General features: G+C 37.1%; 18 protein-coding genes. All 18 read right to left on the bottom strand.

Going from position 1 to position 16,642, the window contains the following annotated elements; all coding sequences use genetic code 11:
- Window positions 1-10 precede the first annotated feature (10 nt).
- Window positions 11-1,243, bottom strand: a complete 1,233-nt coding sequence (dapG, locus tag VF726_RS11620) for an aspartate kinase (RefSeq protein WP_440168126.1) — start codon at window positions 1,241-1,243, stop codon at window positions 11-13.
- A gap of 23 nt (window positions 1,244-1,266) precedes the next feature.
- Window positions 1,267-2,313, bottom strand: a complete 1,047-nt coding sequence (gene asd / locus VF726_RS11615; protein ID WP_061678191.1) for an aspartate-semialdehyde dehydrogenase — start codon at window positions 2,311-2,313, stop codon at window positions 1,267-1,269.
- 150 nt (window positions 2,314-2,463) lie between these two features.
- Entirely contained in the window at window positions 2,464-3,063 is a 600-nt protein-coding gene (gene dpaB, locus VF726_RS11610) for a dipicolinate synthase subunit B (protein WP_440168123.1), read from the bottom strand.
- Window positions 3,060-3,962, bottom strand: coding sequence for a dipicolinic acid synthetase subunit A (dpaA, locus tag VF726_RS11605; RefSeq protein ID WP_048530477.1), 903 nt, complete (start codon window positions 3,960-3,962; stop codon window positions 3,060-3,062). Before dpaA ends, dpaB begins: the two co-directional genes overlap by 4 nt.
- Before the next feature lie 226 nt (window positions 3,963-4,188).
- Window positions 4,189-4,440, bottom strand: coding sequence for a YlmC/YmxH family sporulation protein (locus VF726_RS11600; protein ID WP_166702039.1), 252 nt, complete (start codon window positions 4,438-4,440; stop codon window positions 4,189-4,191).
- A gap of 130 nt (window positions 4,441-4,570) precedes the next feature.
- On the bottom strand, window positions 4,571-5,812 hold the full coding sequence (locus tag VF726_RS11595; protein ID WP_000592989.1) for a M16 family metallopeptidase: 1,242 nt from the start codon (window positions 5,810-5,812) through the stop codon (window positions 4,571-4,573).
- Window positions 5,813-5,898: 86 nt separating this feature from the next.
- Window positions 5,899-6,798 carry a polysaccharide deacetylase family protein gene (locus tag VF726_RS11590; RefSeq protein ID WP_440168120.1) on the bottom strand — a complete coding sequence of 300 codons (900 nt, stop codon included), beginning with the start codon at window positions 6,796-6,798 and terminating at the stop codon, window positions 5,899-5,901.
- A gap of 150 nt (window positions 6,799-6,948) precedes the next feature.
- Window positions 6,949-9,087 (bottom strand): polyribonucleotide nucleotidyltransferase, encoded by a 2,139-nt coding sequence (gene pnp / locus VF726_RS11585; RefSeq protein WP_048530482.1) that lies wholly within the window; start codon window positions 9,085-9,087, stop codon window positions 6,949-6,951.
- Window positions 9,088-9,247: 160 nt separating this feature from the next.
- Window positions 9,248-9,517 (bottom strand): 30S ribosomal protein S15, encoded by a 270-nt coding sequence (gene rpsO, locus VF726_RS11580; RefSeq protein ID WP_001229392.1) that lies wholly within the window; start codon window positions 9,515-9,517, stop codon window positions 9,248-9,250.
- A 100-nt stretch (window positions 9,518-9,617) separates the two neighbouring features.
- Complete coding sequence (gene ribF, locus VF726_RS11575) at window positions 9,618-10,589, bottom strand: bifunctional riboflavin kinase/FAD synthetase (RefSeq protein WP_440168116.1); 972 nt, start codon at window positions 10,587-10,589, stop codon at window positions 9,618-9,620.
- Window positions 10,590-10,632: 43 nt separating this feature from the next.
- Window positions 10,633-11,556 (bottom strand): tRNA pseudouridine(55) synthase TruB, encoded by a 924-nt coding sequence (gene truB, locus VF726_RS11570; protein WP_166702035.1) that lies wholly within the window; start codon window positions 11,554-11,556, stop codon window positions 10,633-10,635.
- Between the two features lie 86 nt (window positions 11,557-11,642).
- Window positions 11,643-11,999 carry a 30S ribosome-binding factor RbfA gene (gene rbfA / locus VF726_RS11565; protein ID WP_000776445.1) on the bottom strand — a complete coding sequence of 119 codons (357 nt, stop codon included), beginning with the start codon at window positions 11,997-11,999 and terminating at the stop codon, window positions 11,643-11,645.
- Window positions 12,000-12,014: 15 nt separating this feature from the next.
- On the bottom strand, window positions 12,015-12,296 hold the full coding sequence (locus VF726_RS11560; RefSeq protein WP_071758788.1) for a DUF503 domain-containing protein: 282 nt from the start codon (window positions 12,294-12,296) through the stop codon (window positions 12,015-12,017).
- Window positions 12,293-14,353, bottom strand: coding sequence for a translation initiation factor IF-2 (gene infB, locus VF726_RS11555; protein ID WP_048530488.1), 2,061 nt, complete (start codon window positions 14,351-14,353; stop codon window positions 12,293-12,295). Before infB ends, VF726_RS11560 begins: the two co-directional genes overlap by 4 nt.
- A 4-nt stretch (window positions 14,354-14,357) precedes the next feature.
- Window positions 14,358-14,669 (bottom strand): YlxQ family RNA-binding protein, encoded by a 312-nt coding sequence (locus VF726_RS11550; RefSeq protein ID WP_001286518.1) that lies wholly within the window; start codon window positions 14,667-14,669, stop codon window positions 14,358-14,360.
- On the bottom strand, window positions 14,670-14,942 hold the full coding sequence (gene rnpM, locus VF726_RS11545) for an RNase P modulator RnpM (protein WP_000071128.1): 273 nt from the start codon (window positions 14,940-14,942) through the stop codon (window positions 14,670-14,672).
- 11 nt (window positions 14,943-14,953) lie between these two features.
- Complete coding sequence (gene nusA, locus VF726_RS11540) at window positions 14,954-16,060, bottom strand: transcription termination factor NusA (RefSeq protein WP_000102596.1); 1,107 nt, start codon at window positions 16,058-16,060, stop codon at window positions 14,954-14,956.
- Window positions 16,061-16,077: 17 nt separating this feature from the next.
- The gene (gene rimP / locus VF726_RS11535) at window positions 16,078-16,548 is read right to left on the bottom strand and encodes a ribosome maturation factor RimP (protein WP_000359097.1); all 471 of its coding nucleotides are present in this window, start codon (window positions 16,546-16,548) and stop codon (window positions 16,078-16,080) included.
- Window positions 16,549-16,642: the final 94 nt, after the last annotated feature.

Genomic DNA, 16,642 nt, shown 5'->3' with positions numbered 1-16,642 from the left:
GTCTCACTCCTTATTGTTCCAGTTGCTTTTCTTTTGAAAGCTCAAACGCACTATGTAATGCATTTACAGCCTCCACTAAATCAGTTTCTTTTACAAGAACCCAAATTGTCGTATGGCTATCTGCCGATTGCAGAATTTGAATACCTTTTTCAGCTAAAGCTGTAACGATTTTTGCAGTAACCCCAGGGTATCCTGCCATTCCTGCTCCAACAATAGATACTTTCGCACAATGTTCTGTCACAATTGGCTCGTATCCAAGGTTTTGTAATAATTCAACTGCACGACTTGATACATTGTCACTCACTGTATAAGCTACCCCAGTAGGTGAAATGTTAATTAAATCGACACTGATTCCTTCATTCGCCATTTCTTTAAACACATGCTGCTGCAAATCATATGCTGTTTCTTTTGCAAGCACTTTAATTTGCGTCACATTTGATACATGTGCGATACCTGTAACAGGACGTTCTTCTACATCACGACCTTTTGTAGCACCGTCAGATGCCGAAATAAGCGTACCTTCACTATCAGAATACGTAGAACGTACACGAAGAGGTACTTTCGCATGCATCGCAATTTCAACTGCACGTGGATGAACGACTTTTGCACCTTGGTAAGCCATGTTACAAATTTCGTTATACGTTACAGTTTGAAGGTGACGTGCATCTTTTACAATGCGAGGATCCGCAGTCATAACACCTTCTACATCTGTGAAGATATCGATAAATTCAGCATGAAGCGCAACACCTAACGCTGAAGCTGAAGTATCGCTACCTCCGCGTCCAAGTGTTGTCGTATCACCTTTTTTTGTTTGTCCTTGAAATCCTGTAACGACGATTACATCAACATTTTCTAGCTCTTCTTGTATACGATCGCAATTCATTTCAATAATCTTCGCATTTGTAAAATCATCATTTGTTACAAAACCAGCTTGTGCACCATTTAATGCCGCTGCTTTTATACCGCTCTCATTTAACATGTTAGAGAAAACGATTGCTGAGATTAATTCTCCGCATGATAATAATAAATCTTGCTCACGATTAGAAATATGAGATTCCTCTTGATTTACAAGACTTAGCAACGTATCTGTTGCATATGGTTCACCTTTACGGCCCATAGCAGATACGACAGTAACTACTTTATAACCCGCATCTAGCGATTTTTTTATATGATGAAGCGCATGCTTACGTCCATTTTCATCACGTACAGATGTGCCACCAAACTTTTGAACAATAATTTTCATATTTTGCACCTTCTCTTAGCCGTTTACACTAATTGTAATTTTACTAAGCGCTCTGCAATTTGAACAGAATTCCATGCAGCGCCTTTTAATAAGTTATCAGATACGACCCAAAGATGGAATCCTTTATCGTTATTTAAATCTTTACGGATTCTTCCAACGAATACTTCGTTTTTACCTACTGCAGTAGCTGGCATTGGATATAACTGCTCTTCTGGGTTATCTTGCAGAACGATACCTTCCGCATTTGCAAGTAAGTTTTTGAACTCTTCTACTGTTACGCCTTCTTTTTCTACTTCGATGTAAACAGACTCAGAGTGACCTGATACAACTGGTAAACGTACACATGTTGCCGCTACTTCTAATTCAGGCATATGCATAATTTTTTTCGTTTCATTAATCATTTTCATTTCTTCAAATGTAAATCCATTATCTTGGAACTTATCAATCTGTGGAATCGCGTTGAAAGCAATTTGGAAATGTTTCTTATCGCCTGATACAGGTAAAACATTTGCCTTCACTTCTTCGCCATTTAAGATTGCTTGTGATTGTTCATGAAGTTCTTCAATCGCTGCCGCACCAGCACCTGATACAGCTTGATATGTGGAAACGATTACTCGTTTTAAACCATATTGCTGACGAACTGGCTCAAGAGCTACTACCATTTGAATTGTAGAACAGTTTGGATTTGCAATAATACCATTATGTTCTTTTAAGTCGTTTTCATTTACTTCAGGTACAACAAGTGGCACGTTTTCTGTCATACGGAATGCACTTGTATTATCAACAACAATCGCACCGCGCTTTGCTGCTTCTGGCGCTAATTGTTTTGATACAGATCCACCAGCACTAAATAGTGCGATATCTACTCCTTCAAAACTTTCAGGAGTTGCCTCTTGAACTGTAAATTCTTCGCCTTTAAATACAAGTTTCTTACCTGCAGATCGTTTAGATGAAAGTAACGTTAATTTCCCGATTGGAAATTCTCGTTTCTCTAAAGTATTTAACATTTGTTCACCAACTGCGCCGGTTGCTCCAACTACAGCGACATGAAAAGTTTTTTGCTTTTCCATCACTATGCCCCTTTCTAGATACCAATCCTTCTATAACTTAGAATCAGAAGGAGTATACAATACCCCTTCTAATCTTAATAACGTTAATTTTATCATATTCTACAGTAAGAATGATGGTTTCATCAAAAATTGTCCGTTTTTTTTCGTTTTTTAATTCATATATCTGAATTTTTCTACGACAACCGGTTGCAATTGCTTCCCTTGTAGCGCTTCTAATACTGTATCTTCAAGCAGCTCCATGCGAGCTACCATTGAGTTCGGTTTTTTCTCTGGTGCATCTTGACCGAATGGGACGAAGTAGATGTTTTTTGTTGCCATTAGGCGCATTAAGTTAACCCCGTTAAGCCCTAAAGCATCATTCGTCGAAACAGCCAATACGACAGGCTTGCCATTTCTTAGCGTCGCTTTCGCTGCCATTAATACCGGGGAGTCTGTCATTGCATTTGCAAATTTACTCATAGAATTCCCTGTTAGTGGTGCAATTACCATACAATCTAGTGGGATTTTAGGACCTAGTGGTTCTGCACCAACAATTGAATTAATTGCTTTAAAGCCTGTTACTTCTTCAATCTTTTTAATCCAATCTGCTCCTTCTCCAAATCTCGTATTTGTTGATTGAACAGTGTAAGAAACAACGGGGCGTACTTCTGCTCCCTCAGCAATTAACTTTTCTAAATGAGGCATTACTTCTTCGTACGTACAATGTGAGCCAGTAAAACCAAACCCTATTCTTTTCCCCTTTAAATTCATTCCCCATTCTCCTTTCTTGCGATTACGTCTTCTGCCAGTAACTGAGAAAGAACATTCGCTAAAATTTGTCCTGCTGTTTTTGGAGCAACAATACCTGGTAGTCCAGGTGCTAATAACGCTTTGACTCCTCTTTTTTCCGCATATCTAAAGTCGGTACCACCTGGTTTAGAAGCTAAATCAATTACTAACGTATGAGCCGGCATTTTTGAAATGACATTCGCTGTCACAACGAGATGCGGAATTGTATTAATGACAATATCGATATCCCCTACTTCTTTCTCAATGTTCTGCATATGAAAAGGAGTAAACATCATTTCTGTAATACGCGCAATATGTTCCGATCGTCTTGCTCCAACTTTGACATGGGCTCCTAATGATTGAAATGCTCTGGCAACACTCATCCCTGTTCTACCAAATCCTAAAACCATTACATTAGAACCATGAATCGTATAGTCGGTATGTTGAATTACCATCATTAATGTACCTTCTACAGTTGGAATAGAATTGTAAATTGCCACATCATCACGATCAAATAATTTAATAAGTTTACGGTTTGTAGTAGATACGAGATTTTCCAAGTAAGGCGTACCAATACCTGAATATATAGTAAAATGTTCTGGTGTCTTTTCAATTTGTTCTTTCGTTATAGAAACTTTTTCGTTTGAAAAAATAGTATCTACTTCTCCCTTGGCATTTGTACCTGCAACTGGCAAAATAATTGCATCTACAGAAGTGAAATCTAAATTTTGTATACTTTCTTTTGCTGCCCCTGTGAAGCCATGATCTAACTGATCAAACCCTATCAATGAAAGTTTCGCATCCAATTCAACTAGCTTGCGAATTACTTCTAGCTGTCTTGCATCTCCTCCTATGACAGCAATATGCATCTCAGTCAACATTCCCTAATTCACCTTCTTTTTCTGTCATTTATAAGAAAAGTGCCTACTTTTTCTTTTTCCTCCACATCATATGTAATGTACGAGTTTTAGGTGATTGAAAAACAAAAAGCACGTATGATTTATTCAGCTCTTTGTATGCAGTAATAACCCAAAGTCAAATCTCAATTAAAATAAACTAATACTCAAAAGGGAATGAACAAAAAAAGATGACCAAAATGGCCATCTTTCACTTCGAATTTGAACGATCCGTAATATCACAAAGGATCATATCATGCCCCACTTTTTTAATTTGGCTCCATGTGACCCTTATTTCTTGTGGCTCCTTTTTAAAACCTCCCCATTTCCCAGCAGGTATGATAAGAGCCTGTATTTGGCCATCCTTCTCATCAATTTCTAAATCCACATAACCTAGAACCCCCATCTTTTCTGCTCTTTCTAAATTTACAATCTCTTTTCCACTTAATTCACTTAATCGCATATACTCTCCCCCTACCGAATTTATGAATGTAAGTTTTCTATAATTAGTACCTATTCTGTATATCCAAAAAAAATAACCGTATCTCACTTAAAAGAGATACGGTTATTTTTACATACTTCATATAAAGTAATTATAGTTTTATTCCTTTTGGAAGTTTTCCATCTGGACTAATTAATGCTGCTGAGAATTCATCTGTAAACATGTTACGAATTAACCCATCTACATTTTCTTTTGTTACAGTGTTTACACTTTCGATAATCTCATCAAGTGAACGATGCTTACGAAGTAGCAATTCATTTTTACCATTACGACTCATACGACTATTCGTACTTTCTAAACTTAACATTAAGTTTCCTTTTAATTGCTCTTTACTATTAATAAGCTCTTTTTCTGTAATACCTGTATTTTTCAATGTTTCTAATGTTTCTTGCATTGTTTCATACAGTGTATCTAATTGTTGGCTACCTGTTCCACCGTACAGTGTTAACATACCTGTATCTTCATAAGAAGAATGGTAAGAAAATACTGAGTAAGCTAACCCGCGTTGCTCACGTACTTCTTGGAATAAACGGCTACTCATACTACCGCCTAAAACATTATTTAATACGATTAAGTTATAAATATCTTCGTGTCCCATTTGTAAGCCTTTATATCCTAAACATAAATGAGCTTGTTCTGTTTCTTTTTTACGTGCTACCTTATTAAAATGGAAAATTGGGCTATGTACTTGTTCACGGTTTGTTGTTCCTTCATAACTACCGAAATATTGCTCTACCGTTTGTAAGAAGGCTTCATCAATATTTCCTGCAACTGAAACAACTACATTTTCAGGTGTGTAATGATCCTTAATATATTGGCGTAGCGTATCACCTGTAAACGTATCAAGTGTTTCTTCTGTTCCTAAAATAGGATATCCAAGCGGATGCGTTTCATATGTTGCTTTCGTTAACATATCATGCACAATATCATCTGGAGCATCTTCGTACATTTTAATTTCTTCACATACGACATTCTTCTCTTTTTTCAATTCTTCTTCATCAAATGTTGAATTAAAGAACATGTCTGCTAATACATCTAAAGCATATTTAGCATGCTCATCTAGCACTTTTGCATAGTAACAAGTGTATTCTTTTGAAGTAAAAGCATTCACTTGCCCACCAATGCTATCAAATGATTCTGCAATTTCGCGTGCACTACGTGTTTCTGTCCCCTTAAAGAACATATGTTCTAAAAAGTGAGAAATCCCGTTATTTTTTTCATTTTCATTTCTTGATCCCGCATGGATCCAAATACCAATCGCAACCGATCTTACAGTTGGTATATTCTCCATAACTATTCTTACACCATTTTTACAAGTATATTTTTTAATCAAAAACTTTCCTCCTACTGCCAGTTTCTCTAAATAAGTGCTATTATTTAATGATAACAAGTTTAAGGATGAATGTCATGCAAATGTATTTAATCCACACGTTTTTCATCCAGTAATTCTGTTATATTCCCTACTTTATATCCTAGTTCCTTCAATTTTGTAATCATTGTATCTAGTGCTTCTGCCGTTGACGAAGTAGGGTGCATCAATACGATAGCACCTGGGTGTACTTTTCTCATTACTCTCTGCAATAGTACATCTGGCTCAGGTCGCTTCCAATCGATTGTATCGACAGTCCACATAATCGTTCCCATTTGAAAATCATCAGCGATTTTCACGACTTCATCCCGAAAACTTCCACTCGGCGGGGCAAACCATCTCACCTTTTGATTCGTAGCAGCTTCAATCATTCGATTTGTTTTTTGTAACTGCTCTCGTATTTCATCTGACGATAGCGTTTTCATATTAGGGTGCGTATAAGAATGATTTCCGACTTCTTGATTTGCATCGACAATCATTTTTGCAAATCGTAAATTTTCTTTCACCCAACGTCCTTCTAAAAAGAAAGTCGCCTTCACATCATGCTTTTTCAATATTTCTAATATACGAGGCAAATACTCGTTTCCCCATGCCACATTTATTGTTAATCCCACCATCTTTTTATTCGGATGCCCCCTATAAATTGGAGCGGGTGATAAATCTTCTAAGTGGACACTCGGTGATACTTCCTTGAATTCAAGATGTTTTTGATCAAATTCCTTTAGCTTCTTCATATTGTTATAGGATGCTTCAATATCAAGTTGTCTTCCATTATATCCTGGTGTTGCTTTCCATATCTTATCAATCATCGCATTTTGAGGTGCAATCTCATATTGTTTTGCATGCTTTTGAATTTCTTCATATAAGTTATCCTGTGCAAAAACGGAATAAGAGCCTACACTGACATATAATAAGAATATACATATGTATGCCAATATACGAGCTTTCATATAAACCCTCCCATTAACTATATAAAAACCATTTTTCTTCTTATCTTTGTTAATTTGAGCGTTATAATGAAAACTATACCTATGCTGACATAAAAATATATATAAATCATATTTTTACATAACAAAAAAGCCAGTTAAACTGGCTTTTGCTTATTGCTGCTCTTGTTTGTTTTCTTCTTTAGCAGCTTCTTTTTCTTGCTCTTCTTTTAGCAATACTTTTCTAGATAGATTCACACGACCTTGCTTGTCAATCTCGATAACTTTAACCGTAATTACGTCACCGATTTTTACAACGTCTTCTACTTTACCTACACGCTCAAGTGCAAGTTCAGAAATGTGAACTAATCCATCTTTACCGCTGAATAATTCAACGAAAGCACCAAATTTCTCAACACGTTTCACTTTTCCTTCGTAGATTTCACCTACTTGTACTTCGCGAACGATATCTTCGATAATTTTCTTAGCTTTGTCATTCATTTCTTGATTTATTGAAGAAATGAATACTGTACCATCTTGCTCGATGTCAATTTTAACGCCAGTTTCTTCAATAATTTTATTGATTTGTTTACCGCTCGGTCCGATAACGTCACGGATTTTATCTGGGTTAATTGTCATTGTAATAATTTTTGGAGCGTAAGCTGATAATTCAGTACGTGGCTCTGCAATAACAGATAACATATGATTTAGAATGTGCACACGACCAACTTTCGCTTGTTGTAATGCCTCTTCTAAAATTTCACGAGATAGACCATCGATTTTAATGTCCATTTGTAGTGCAGTTACACCTTGTGCTGTACCTGCTACTTTAAAGTCCATATCACCTAAATGATCTTCCATACCTTGAATATCAGATAAAATTGTGTAATGCTCACCAGTTTTAACTAGACCCATTGCAATACCTGCAACTGGAGCTTTAAGTGGGACACCAGCATCCATCATCGCTAAAGTACTACCACAAATACTTGCTTGTGAAGTAGAACCATTTGATTCTAAAACTTCAGATACAAGACGTACCGTGTATGGGAAATCTTTTTCAGATGGAATTACAGGCTCAAGAGCACGTTCTCCTAGTGCACCGTGACCGATTTCACGACGACCTGGTCCACGCATTGGTCTAGTTTCACCAACACTAAATGATGGGAAATTGTAATGGTGCATAAAGCGTTTTGATTCCTCTACACCAAGACCATCTAAAATTTGCACATCGCCTAATGCACCTAATGTACAAATACTTAATGCTTGTGTTTGTCCACGTGTGAATAAACCAGAACCGTGTGTACGAGATAAAATGCCAACCTCTGATGCTAATGGACGGATTTCGTCACCTTTACGGCCATCTGGGCGGATTTTTTCAACTGTAATAAGACGACGTACTTCTTCTTTTACAATTTTATATAAAATCTCATTTACTTGTCCTAATGTATCAGCGTCAGCTTCCTCAGCTTCGTAATGCTCAATTACACGCTTTTTCACTTCGTTAATTGCATCTTCACGTGCATGTTTCTCATGTACTTGAATTGCAGAGTGCATATCCTTCTCAGCCATTTCACGTACAGCTTGGTTAAGATCAGCGTCAACTTCATAAAGTTTCACTTCTGATTTTTCTTTACCTACAGCTTGTACAATCTCTTCTTGGAATGCAATTAGACGTTTAATTTCGTCATGACCAAACATAATTGCTTCTAACATCGTTTCCTCAGGCACTTGATCTGCTCCTGCTTCAACCATGTTAATTGCATCTTTCGTACCAGCTACAACAAGGTGAATATCACTTTGTTCTTGCTGTTCTACTGTTGGGTTGATAACGAATTCGCCGTTAATACGACCAACTGTTGCACCCGCGATTGGACCTTCAAATGGAATATCTGAAATCGATAACGCTAATGAAGAACCAAGCATAGCTGCCATCTCAGAAGAACAATCTTGATCAACACTCATTACGATGCTGACAACTTGTACTTCGTTACGGAAACCATCTGCGAAAAGTGGACGAATTGGACGGTCGATTAAACGACTTGCTAAAATTGCTTTTTCACTTGGACGACCTTCACGTTTAATGAAACCGCCAGGAATTTTTCCGACTGCATATAAACGCTCTTCATAGTTTACTGTAAGTGGGAAGAAATCTACATTTTTTGCTTCTTTTGATGCAGTTGCTGTAGATAGAACCGCTGTATCGCCATATCTTACTAATACTGCTCCGTTCGCTTGCTTTGCAAGCTGACCTGTTTCAACTGTTAGCTGGCGACCAGCTAAATCTATCGAGAAGACTTGCTTTTCTTGACTCATTTAAGTACCCCTCTCAATTTAAAGTATTCAATTCTTCTATGTAAATGGATAGTATATCACAATATTCTACCTCTAGTATTACCGAAAATTCAGTAAGATATAAAGAGTAGAAGATATATTTTTACCTAACAAAAAAGCGGGAATATTCCCGCTTCTTTGACTATCGACGTAAGCCAAGCTTTGTGATTAATTCACGGTAACGTGTGATATCGCTATTACGAAGGTAAGTTAGTAAGTTACGACGTTTACCAACCATCTTTAATAGACCACGACGTGAATGATGATCTTTCTTGTGAGTACGTAAGTGCTCGTTTAGAGTGTTAATTTGCTCCGTTAGGACAGCAATTTGAACCTCTGGAGAACCAGTATCAGTCTCATGAGTTCTAAATTGTGCAATGATTTCATTTTTACGCTCTTGTGTTAAAGCCATCCTATTTCACCTCCTATTAATTAAACCCCCGATTACCTAGCAAGCGTCGGTGAGTCGCAATGCCAAGCAATGGTTGTCATAAAGTACATAACATAGAATACTACTTTTCATTTGAAAAAGCAAGTATATTCTTTTCGTTTGCAAAATATTCTTGTGCTGTTTTCTTATCTTTTGCAATTTGTTCAACTAACTCATCGATGCCATTGAATTTCTTCTCTTCTCTTATACGCATATGCCACTCTACTGTAACATTTTGATCATATATATCTTTGTTAAATTCAAATAAGTGCACTTCAATAGAAAGTTGACGCTCATCTTCTTTAAAGGTTGGTTTATATCCAATATTACATACACCATCGTACCATTCATCGTGAACTTTTAATCTCACTGCATAAACACCTACAGGTGGCAATAGATACTCATCACTTAAACCTACATTTGCTGTCGGGAAACCAATTTGACGTCCACGTTTATCACCGTGTACAACCGTTCCCCCTACTGTATATGCTCTACCTAAAATAGATGGAATTTGTTCCATTTCGCCATTTCGAATTAACTTTCGTAATGCTGTAGAACTTACTTTCTCTTCTTGAAATTCAACTTTTTCAATCACAGTCTGTGTAAACTCCCCTCTTGCATGAAATGGTAAAGTCTCCATCTTTCCTTTTCCTAAACGTCCATATGAATAATCAAACCCTGCTACTACATGCTTTACATTTAAACCAATAATATAATCATCAACAAATTGTTGTGGTAATAAACCTGCAAATGATTCATCAAATTTAACAACATATAATATATCGATTCCTAAGTCCCCGACTATTTTTTCTTTATCACACATCGGTGTAATATACTCGGCATGCGCTTCTTTTTTACCTAAAACAACAGATGGATGTGGATAAAATGTCATCACTGCACTTTTATATCCTCGTTCATCCGCTATTTGTTTCGCAGTTCGAATCACACATTGATGTCCTAAATGAATGCCATCAAAAAATCCTAATGCCATTACAGTAGGTGGTAATTCTAATTTATTTTGTTCATGTGGATGAGTTAAATGAATAAGTTTCACGCTTGAATTCACCTTTTTCTGTAATAATCCTTCCAATAATTCATTATAGCTTTAGTTCTTGATTATTCACAAGTACTTTCATCGGCTTTAGCATACCAGGATGTTTTGGATGGTGCTCATAAATTGCAAGGCAGCGATTATTTTTATCAAATACTGTTATAAATGGCGCCGTTATTTGCAATTCATTTTTTAAGAACATACCATTCTTTATTTTTTCTGCCTGCTTTTCATCTACAACCATTTTCGGGAACTTACTTAATGCTTCATCAATTGAAATGAAGATAGACTCTACTGTTCCATTTTGCACGTTTTCTTCAATTTCTTCAAATGATATGCAATCTTCTAATAAAAATTCACCAGAAGCCGTTCTTACAAGGTGAGACATATGTGATGGAAAACCAAGTTTTTCACCGATCATTACTGCTAATGTTCTTACATATGTTCCTTTACTACACGTTACACGGAAACGGAATGAAATATTTTCACCTTCAAACACTTCACGGTCATCTAGTAATACAAATTCATGAATTGTAATTGTACGCACTGGACGTTCAACCTCTTGTCCGGCTCTTGCGTATTCATATAATTTTTTTCCGTTAACTTTTACAGCCGAAAACATCGGAGGCATTTGCTCAATCGTACCTGTTAATGCCGCAAGAACCTCTTCCACTTCCTTACGAGTAATAACACGATCTACATGTTTCGTTTCCACAACTTCACCAGAAGCATCTTCAGTTGTTGTTGAAAACCCTAATGTTACTTCACCTTCATATGTTTTCGTTTCACTTGTTAAAAATTGTGCAATCTTTGTTGCTCGTCCAACACAAATAGGTAATACTCCTGTTACATCTGGATCTAATGTTCCTGTATGACCAATTCGTTTCTCACGCAATATCTTTCTTAATTTAAATACACAATCGTGTGATGTCATGCCTTTTGGCTTATGTAATAATACTACACCTTCCATATATGTTCACCTCATCATAATTCTTTCATAGTAATTATCCAAAATTTATTTTGCATTGAAAAAATGGATAGACAAATGTCTATCCATTATTCTTCACGTTTACCGTCTTTATTAATTTGATGTAAAAGTGTATCAATTCGATGACCATATCCGATAGACTCATCAAACTCAAAGGAAATTTCTGGCGTTTTACGAAGACGAATACGTTGGCCAATTTCTGAACGAATGAAGCCTTTTGCCTTCGCTAAACCTTTTAATGTACTTTCTTTCTGTTCTTCATCACCTAAAACAGAAATATACACTGTAGCAATTTGTAAATCTCCACTCACTTGTACATCTGTTACAGTAACAAATCCGACACGTGGATCTTTAATTTTACGACTGATGATGTCGCCTAATTCTTTTTTCATTTGCTCGCCTACACGGTTTGCACGTAATTTCATAACTCTTCACCTCATTCAATACCATTCCAGTTGTGTTATCGTACGTTCAATTTCAGGAAATGAATCGATGTACTCAAGTACACGATTCATTTCTTTTTCACAAATAACACGACTGGAGGATACAGAAACAATTGCAATTTCTGTACGTTGCCATACATCTTGATGCCCTACTTCCGAAACAGCTACGTTATAACGCTGCTTCACACGAGTTAGCACCCGTTGCAAAATTGCACGCTTCTCTTTTAAAGAATGCACATCGTAAATCATACACTCGAATGAGAGTGAAGCGATAATCATCGCTTCACTTCTTCCATAATGTACGCTTCAATGATGTCCCCTTCTTTAAGATCATTATATCGCTCAATTGTAATACCACACTCATAGTTTTGTGCAACTTCTTTTACGTCGTCTTTGAAACGTTTTAACGTATCAAGTTGTCCTTCGAAGATTACTACGCCATCACGGATAATACGCACGCCACTATCACGTGTAATTTTACCGTCTGTTACGTAACAACCTGCGATTGTTCCAACTTTTGTTACTTTAAACGTTTGACGTACTTCTGCTTGACCGATTACTTTTTCTTCGAATTCTGGATCCAGCATACCTTGCATTGCTGATTCGATTTCTTCGATTACTTTATAAATAATACGGTGTAAACGAACATCAACGTTCTCTAATTCAGCTGTACGCTTCGCATTCACATCTGGGCGTACGTTAAATCCAATTACAATTGCATTAGATGCAGAAGCTAAAATGATATCAGATTCTGTGATCGCACCTACGCCTGTATGGATAATTTTAACTTTAACACCTTCAACATCAATTTTACGAAGTGATGCTGCCATTGCTTCTACAGAACCTTGTACGTCTGCTTTCACAATTAAGTTAATTTCTTTTACATCGCCCTCTTGGATTTGTTGGAATAAATCTTCAAGGCTTAATTTAGATTTCTCACCACGTTGAGCAAGTAACGCTTCTTGTGCACGTGATTCACCGATTTGACGAGCTTTCTTCTCATCAGCGAATGCCATGAAACGATCTCCCGCTTGTGGTACTTCGTTTAAACCTGTAATTTCAACAGGAGTTGATGGACCAGCAACTTTTACACGACGACCAATATCACTTACCATTGCACGAACACGTCCGAATGAAGTACCAACAACGATTGGATCTCCAACTCGAAGTGTACCGTTTTGAACAAGTAATGTCGCGATAGTTCCTTTACCTTTATCAAGCTGTGCTTCAATTACAGTACCAGTTGCATAGCGGTTTGGATTTGCTTTATATTCTTCTACTTCACTTACAAGAAGAATCATTTCTAGTAAGTTGTCAATACCTTCGCCTTGAATCGCAGAGATTGGTACGAAGATAGTATCTCCACCCCATGCTTCCGGAACTAATTCATATTCTGTTAGTTCTTGCATTACTCGATCAGGATTCGCAGCTGGTTTATCCATTTTATTCACAGCAACAATAATTGGTACTCCTGCTGCTTTCGCATGGCTAATTGCTTCAACTGTTTGTGGCATAACACCGTCATCAGCTGCAACAACAAGGATTGTAATATCTGTTACTTGCGCACCACGAGCACGCATCGTTGTAAATGCCGCGTGACCAGGTGTATCTAAGAATGTAATCTTCTTGTCATTTACTTCAACTTGGTATGCACCAATATGTTGAGTAATTCCACCTGCTTCGCCAGCAGTTACTTTTGAATTACGGATAGAGTCAAGTAAAGTTGTTTTACCATGGTCAACGTGTCCCATGATTGTAACTACAGCTGGACGCTCTTTTAAGTTCTCTTCATCATCTTGCTCATCGATGAATGTTTCAAACTCAGTCTCACTCACAACTACTTCTTCTTCTACTTCAATACCATAATCAGTAGCAATTAATTCAATTGTATCTTTATCTAAGTCTTGGTTAATTGTTGCCATAATTCCAAGCATAAAGAGTTTCTTAATAATTTCAGAAGGCTCTTTGCTTAATTTTTTAGCAAGCTCACCTACTGTAAGACTTCCAGAGAAAGTAATTTTATCTGGTGTTTCTACAGTTTGTGTTTGTTGTCTTCCAGCAAAGTTATCTTGACGTTTGTCTTCGTTTCCTTTGCCTTTTTTCTTTTTCTTATTGCTGTTCTTTTTACTACGAACAACTTTTTCTTCTACTTCAAACTCATCTGCAACAGAAGGTTTTTCAGCTTGATACTCATTATCTAATTTGTTTACTACTTCATCGTCTAACATTGTCATATGATTCGAAACCTCGATATTCATTTCTTTTAGTTTTGTCATAAGATCTTTACTTGAGATATTATGTTGTTTTGCATATTCATGCACTCGAATTTTACTCATACCTTCACCCCCGGTAATTTGTATCGAGCATGCTACGCAGCTTTTTCGCAAAGCCTTCATCTAACACAGCTACAACGACTCGCTCATCTCTCCCAATCGCATGCCCTAATTGTTGTCGATTTTCGACCTTTCTCATTGGTACGTTGTAATACGTCGTTTTATCCGTAATACGCTTTGCAGTATTTGCTGACGCATCCTCAGATAGCAAAACAAGTTTTGCCTTGCCACTTCGTACTTCTTTTAAAACGAGTTCTTCACCCGAAATAATTTTTCGAGCCCGGTTTGCTAGTCCTAAAAACGATTTCCAATCGGACACTTATTTCGACTCCTTCTCAACAAGCTCAAGAAGCTCTTCATAAAGAGAACTGTCGATTTTCGCTTTTAGATGATGTTCCAAGACATTTTTCTTTTGAGCTTGAAGAATGCTTTCTTTATCTTTTGATAAATAAGCACCTCGTCCTGATTTCTTTCCAGTTAAATCAATAGACACTTCTCCCTCTTTGGAACGAACAATGCGAACGAGCTCTCGTTTTGATTTCATTTCTTGCGTTGCAACACATTTTCGTAACGGAACTTTTCGATTGCTCATACTCATCACCTCTATTCGATTTCGTCTTCAACTGAATCGAATCCGAATGCGATTACGCTATCTTCTTCTGTTACAATACCAAGTTGTTTCGCATCAGACTCACTCTTAATATCAATTTTCCAACCTGTTAATTTAGCTGCTAAACGTGCATTTTGTCCACGTTTACCGATAGCTAATGACAGTTGGTGGTCTGGAACAACAACAGTTGTTGCTTTTTCCTCTTCATCTACAAGTACTTTAACAACTTGTGATGGGCTTAAAGCATTGGCAACATATTCTACTGGATCATTTGACCAGCGAACGATGTCAATCTTTTCGCCTTTTAGTTCGTCTACAATGCGTTGTACACGTTGTCCTTTCGGTCCTACACAAGAACCTACTGGATCAACATCAATGTTCTCTGCATGTACAGAGATTTTAGAACGATCGCCTGCTTCACGTGCTACAGAACGAATTTCAACAGTTCCATCATAAATTTCAGGAACTTCCATTTCGAATAAACGTTTTAAAAGACCAGGATGTGTACGTGATACGTAAATTTGTGGTCCTTTTGTTGTTTTTTCTACTTTCGTAATGAATACGCGAATACGATCATGTGGTTTGTACTGTTCGTTCGGCATTTGCTCACTTACAGGTAATAAAGCTTCTACTTTCCCTAAGCTTACATAGATGAAACGAGCATCTTGACGTTGTACGATACCAACCATGATATCTTCTTCACGATCACTAAACTCAGAATAAATAACACCACGCTCTGCTTCACGCACTCGTTGTGTTACAACTTGTTTTGCAGTTTGTGCTGCAATACGACCGAAATCTTTTGGTGTTACTTCAATTTCTAGTACGTCACCATCTTGATAGTTCGGATTAATTTGTCTTGCTTCTTCAACAGAAATTTCAAGACGTGGATCAAACACATTATCAACAACGTCTTTACGTGCTAAAACTTGGATTGTTCCCACTTCTGGGTTAAAGCTCACACGAACGTTTTGTGCTTGGTTAAAATTGCGTTTATAAGCAGAGATTAACGCTGCTTCAATCGCATCAATAATAATATCTTTGCTAATTCCTTTTTCTGACTCTAATACGAGCAAGGCATCTAACAACTCAGTGCTCATGAAGATCCCCCTTCTAACTAAAACGTAACAGCAAGTCGCGCATTTGCAACTTTATCCATTGGAATTTGGATTTCTTTTTTACGTGTTTTAATTGTTAATAATAGTGTAATTGTAGTACCATCGTAGGAAAGCATTTTGCCTTCAAACATCTTTTCGCCATCAATCGGCTCATATGTTTTAATTGCCACTTGTTTTCCTACCGCTTGCTGGAAGTCTTTCTCTTTCTTTAATGGGCGTTCTGCTCCAGGAGATGACACATCCAAAAAGTAAAGATGAGGAATTGGATCCTCTTTATCTAAAGCTTCGCTTAAACGTTCACTCACCGCACCGCATTCTTCAATGTCGACTCCCTTTTCAGAATCGATGAATACGCGTAAGAACCAGTCTTGTCCTTCTTTCACATACTCTACATCTACAAGTTCAAGATTTAACTCTTCAACGATTGGCTGCGCAAATGCTTCTACAACTTCTGTGACTTTCTTATCCATAAACAGCCTCCTTCCTGCCGCCATGTACCATTTACAAGAAAAGACTCCGTCCATAGAACGGTCTATCTTATTCTTTCTCGTTAGCTAACAAAAG

Source organism: Bacillus sp. Brlt_9, from assembly GCF_051948935.1.
Classification (GTDB): Bacteria; Bacillota; Bacilli; order Bacillales; family Bacillaceae_G; genus Bacillus_A.
The sequence above is the reverse complement of the archived record's forward strand: the minus strand, read 5'-3'. Positions and strand labels throughout refer to the sequence as shown.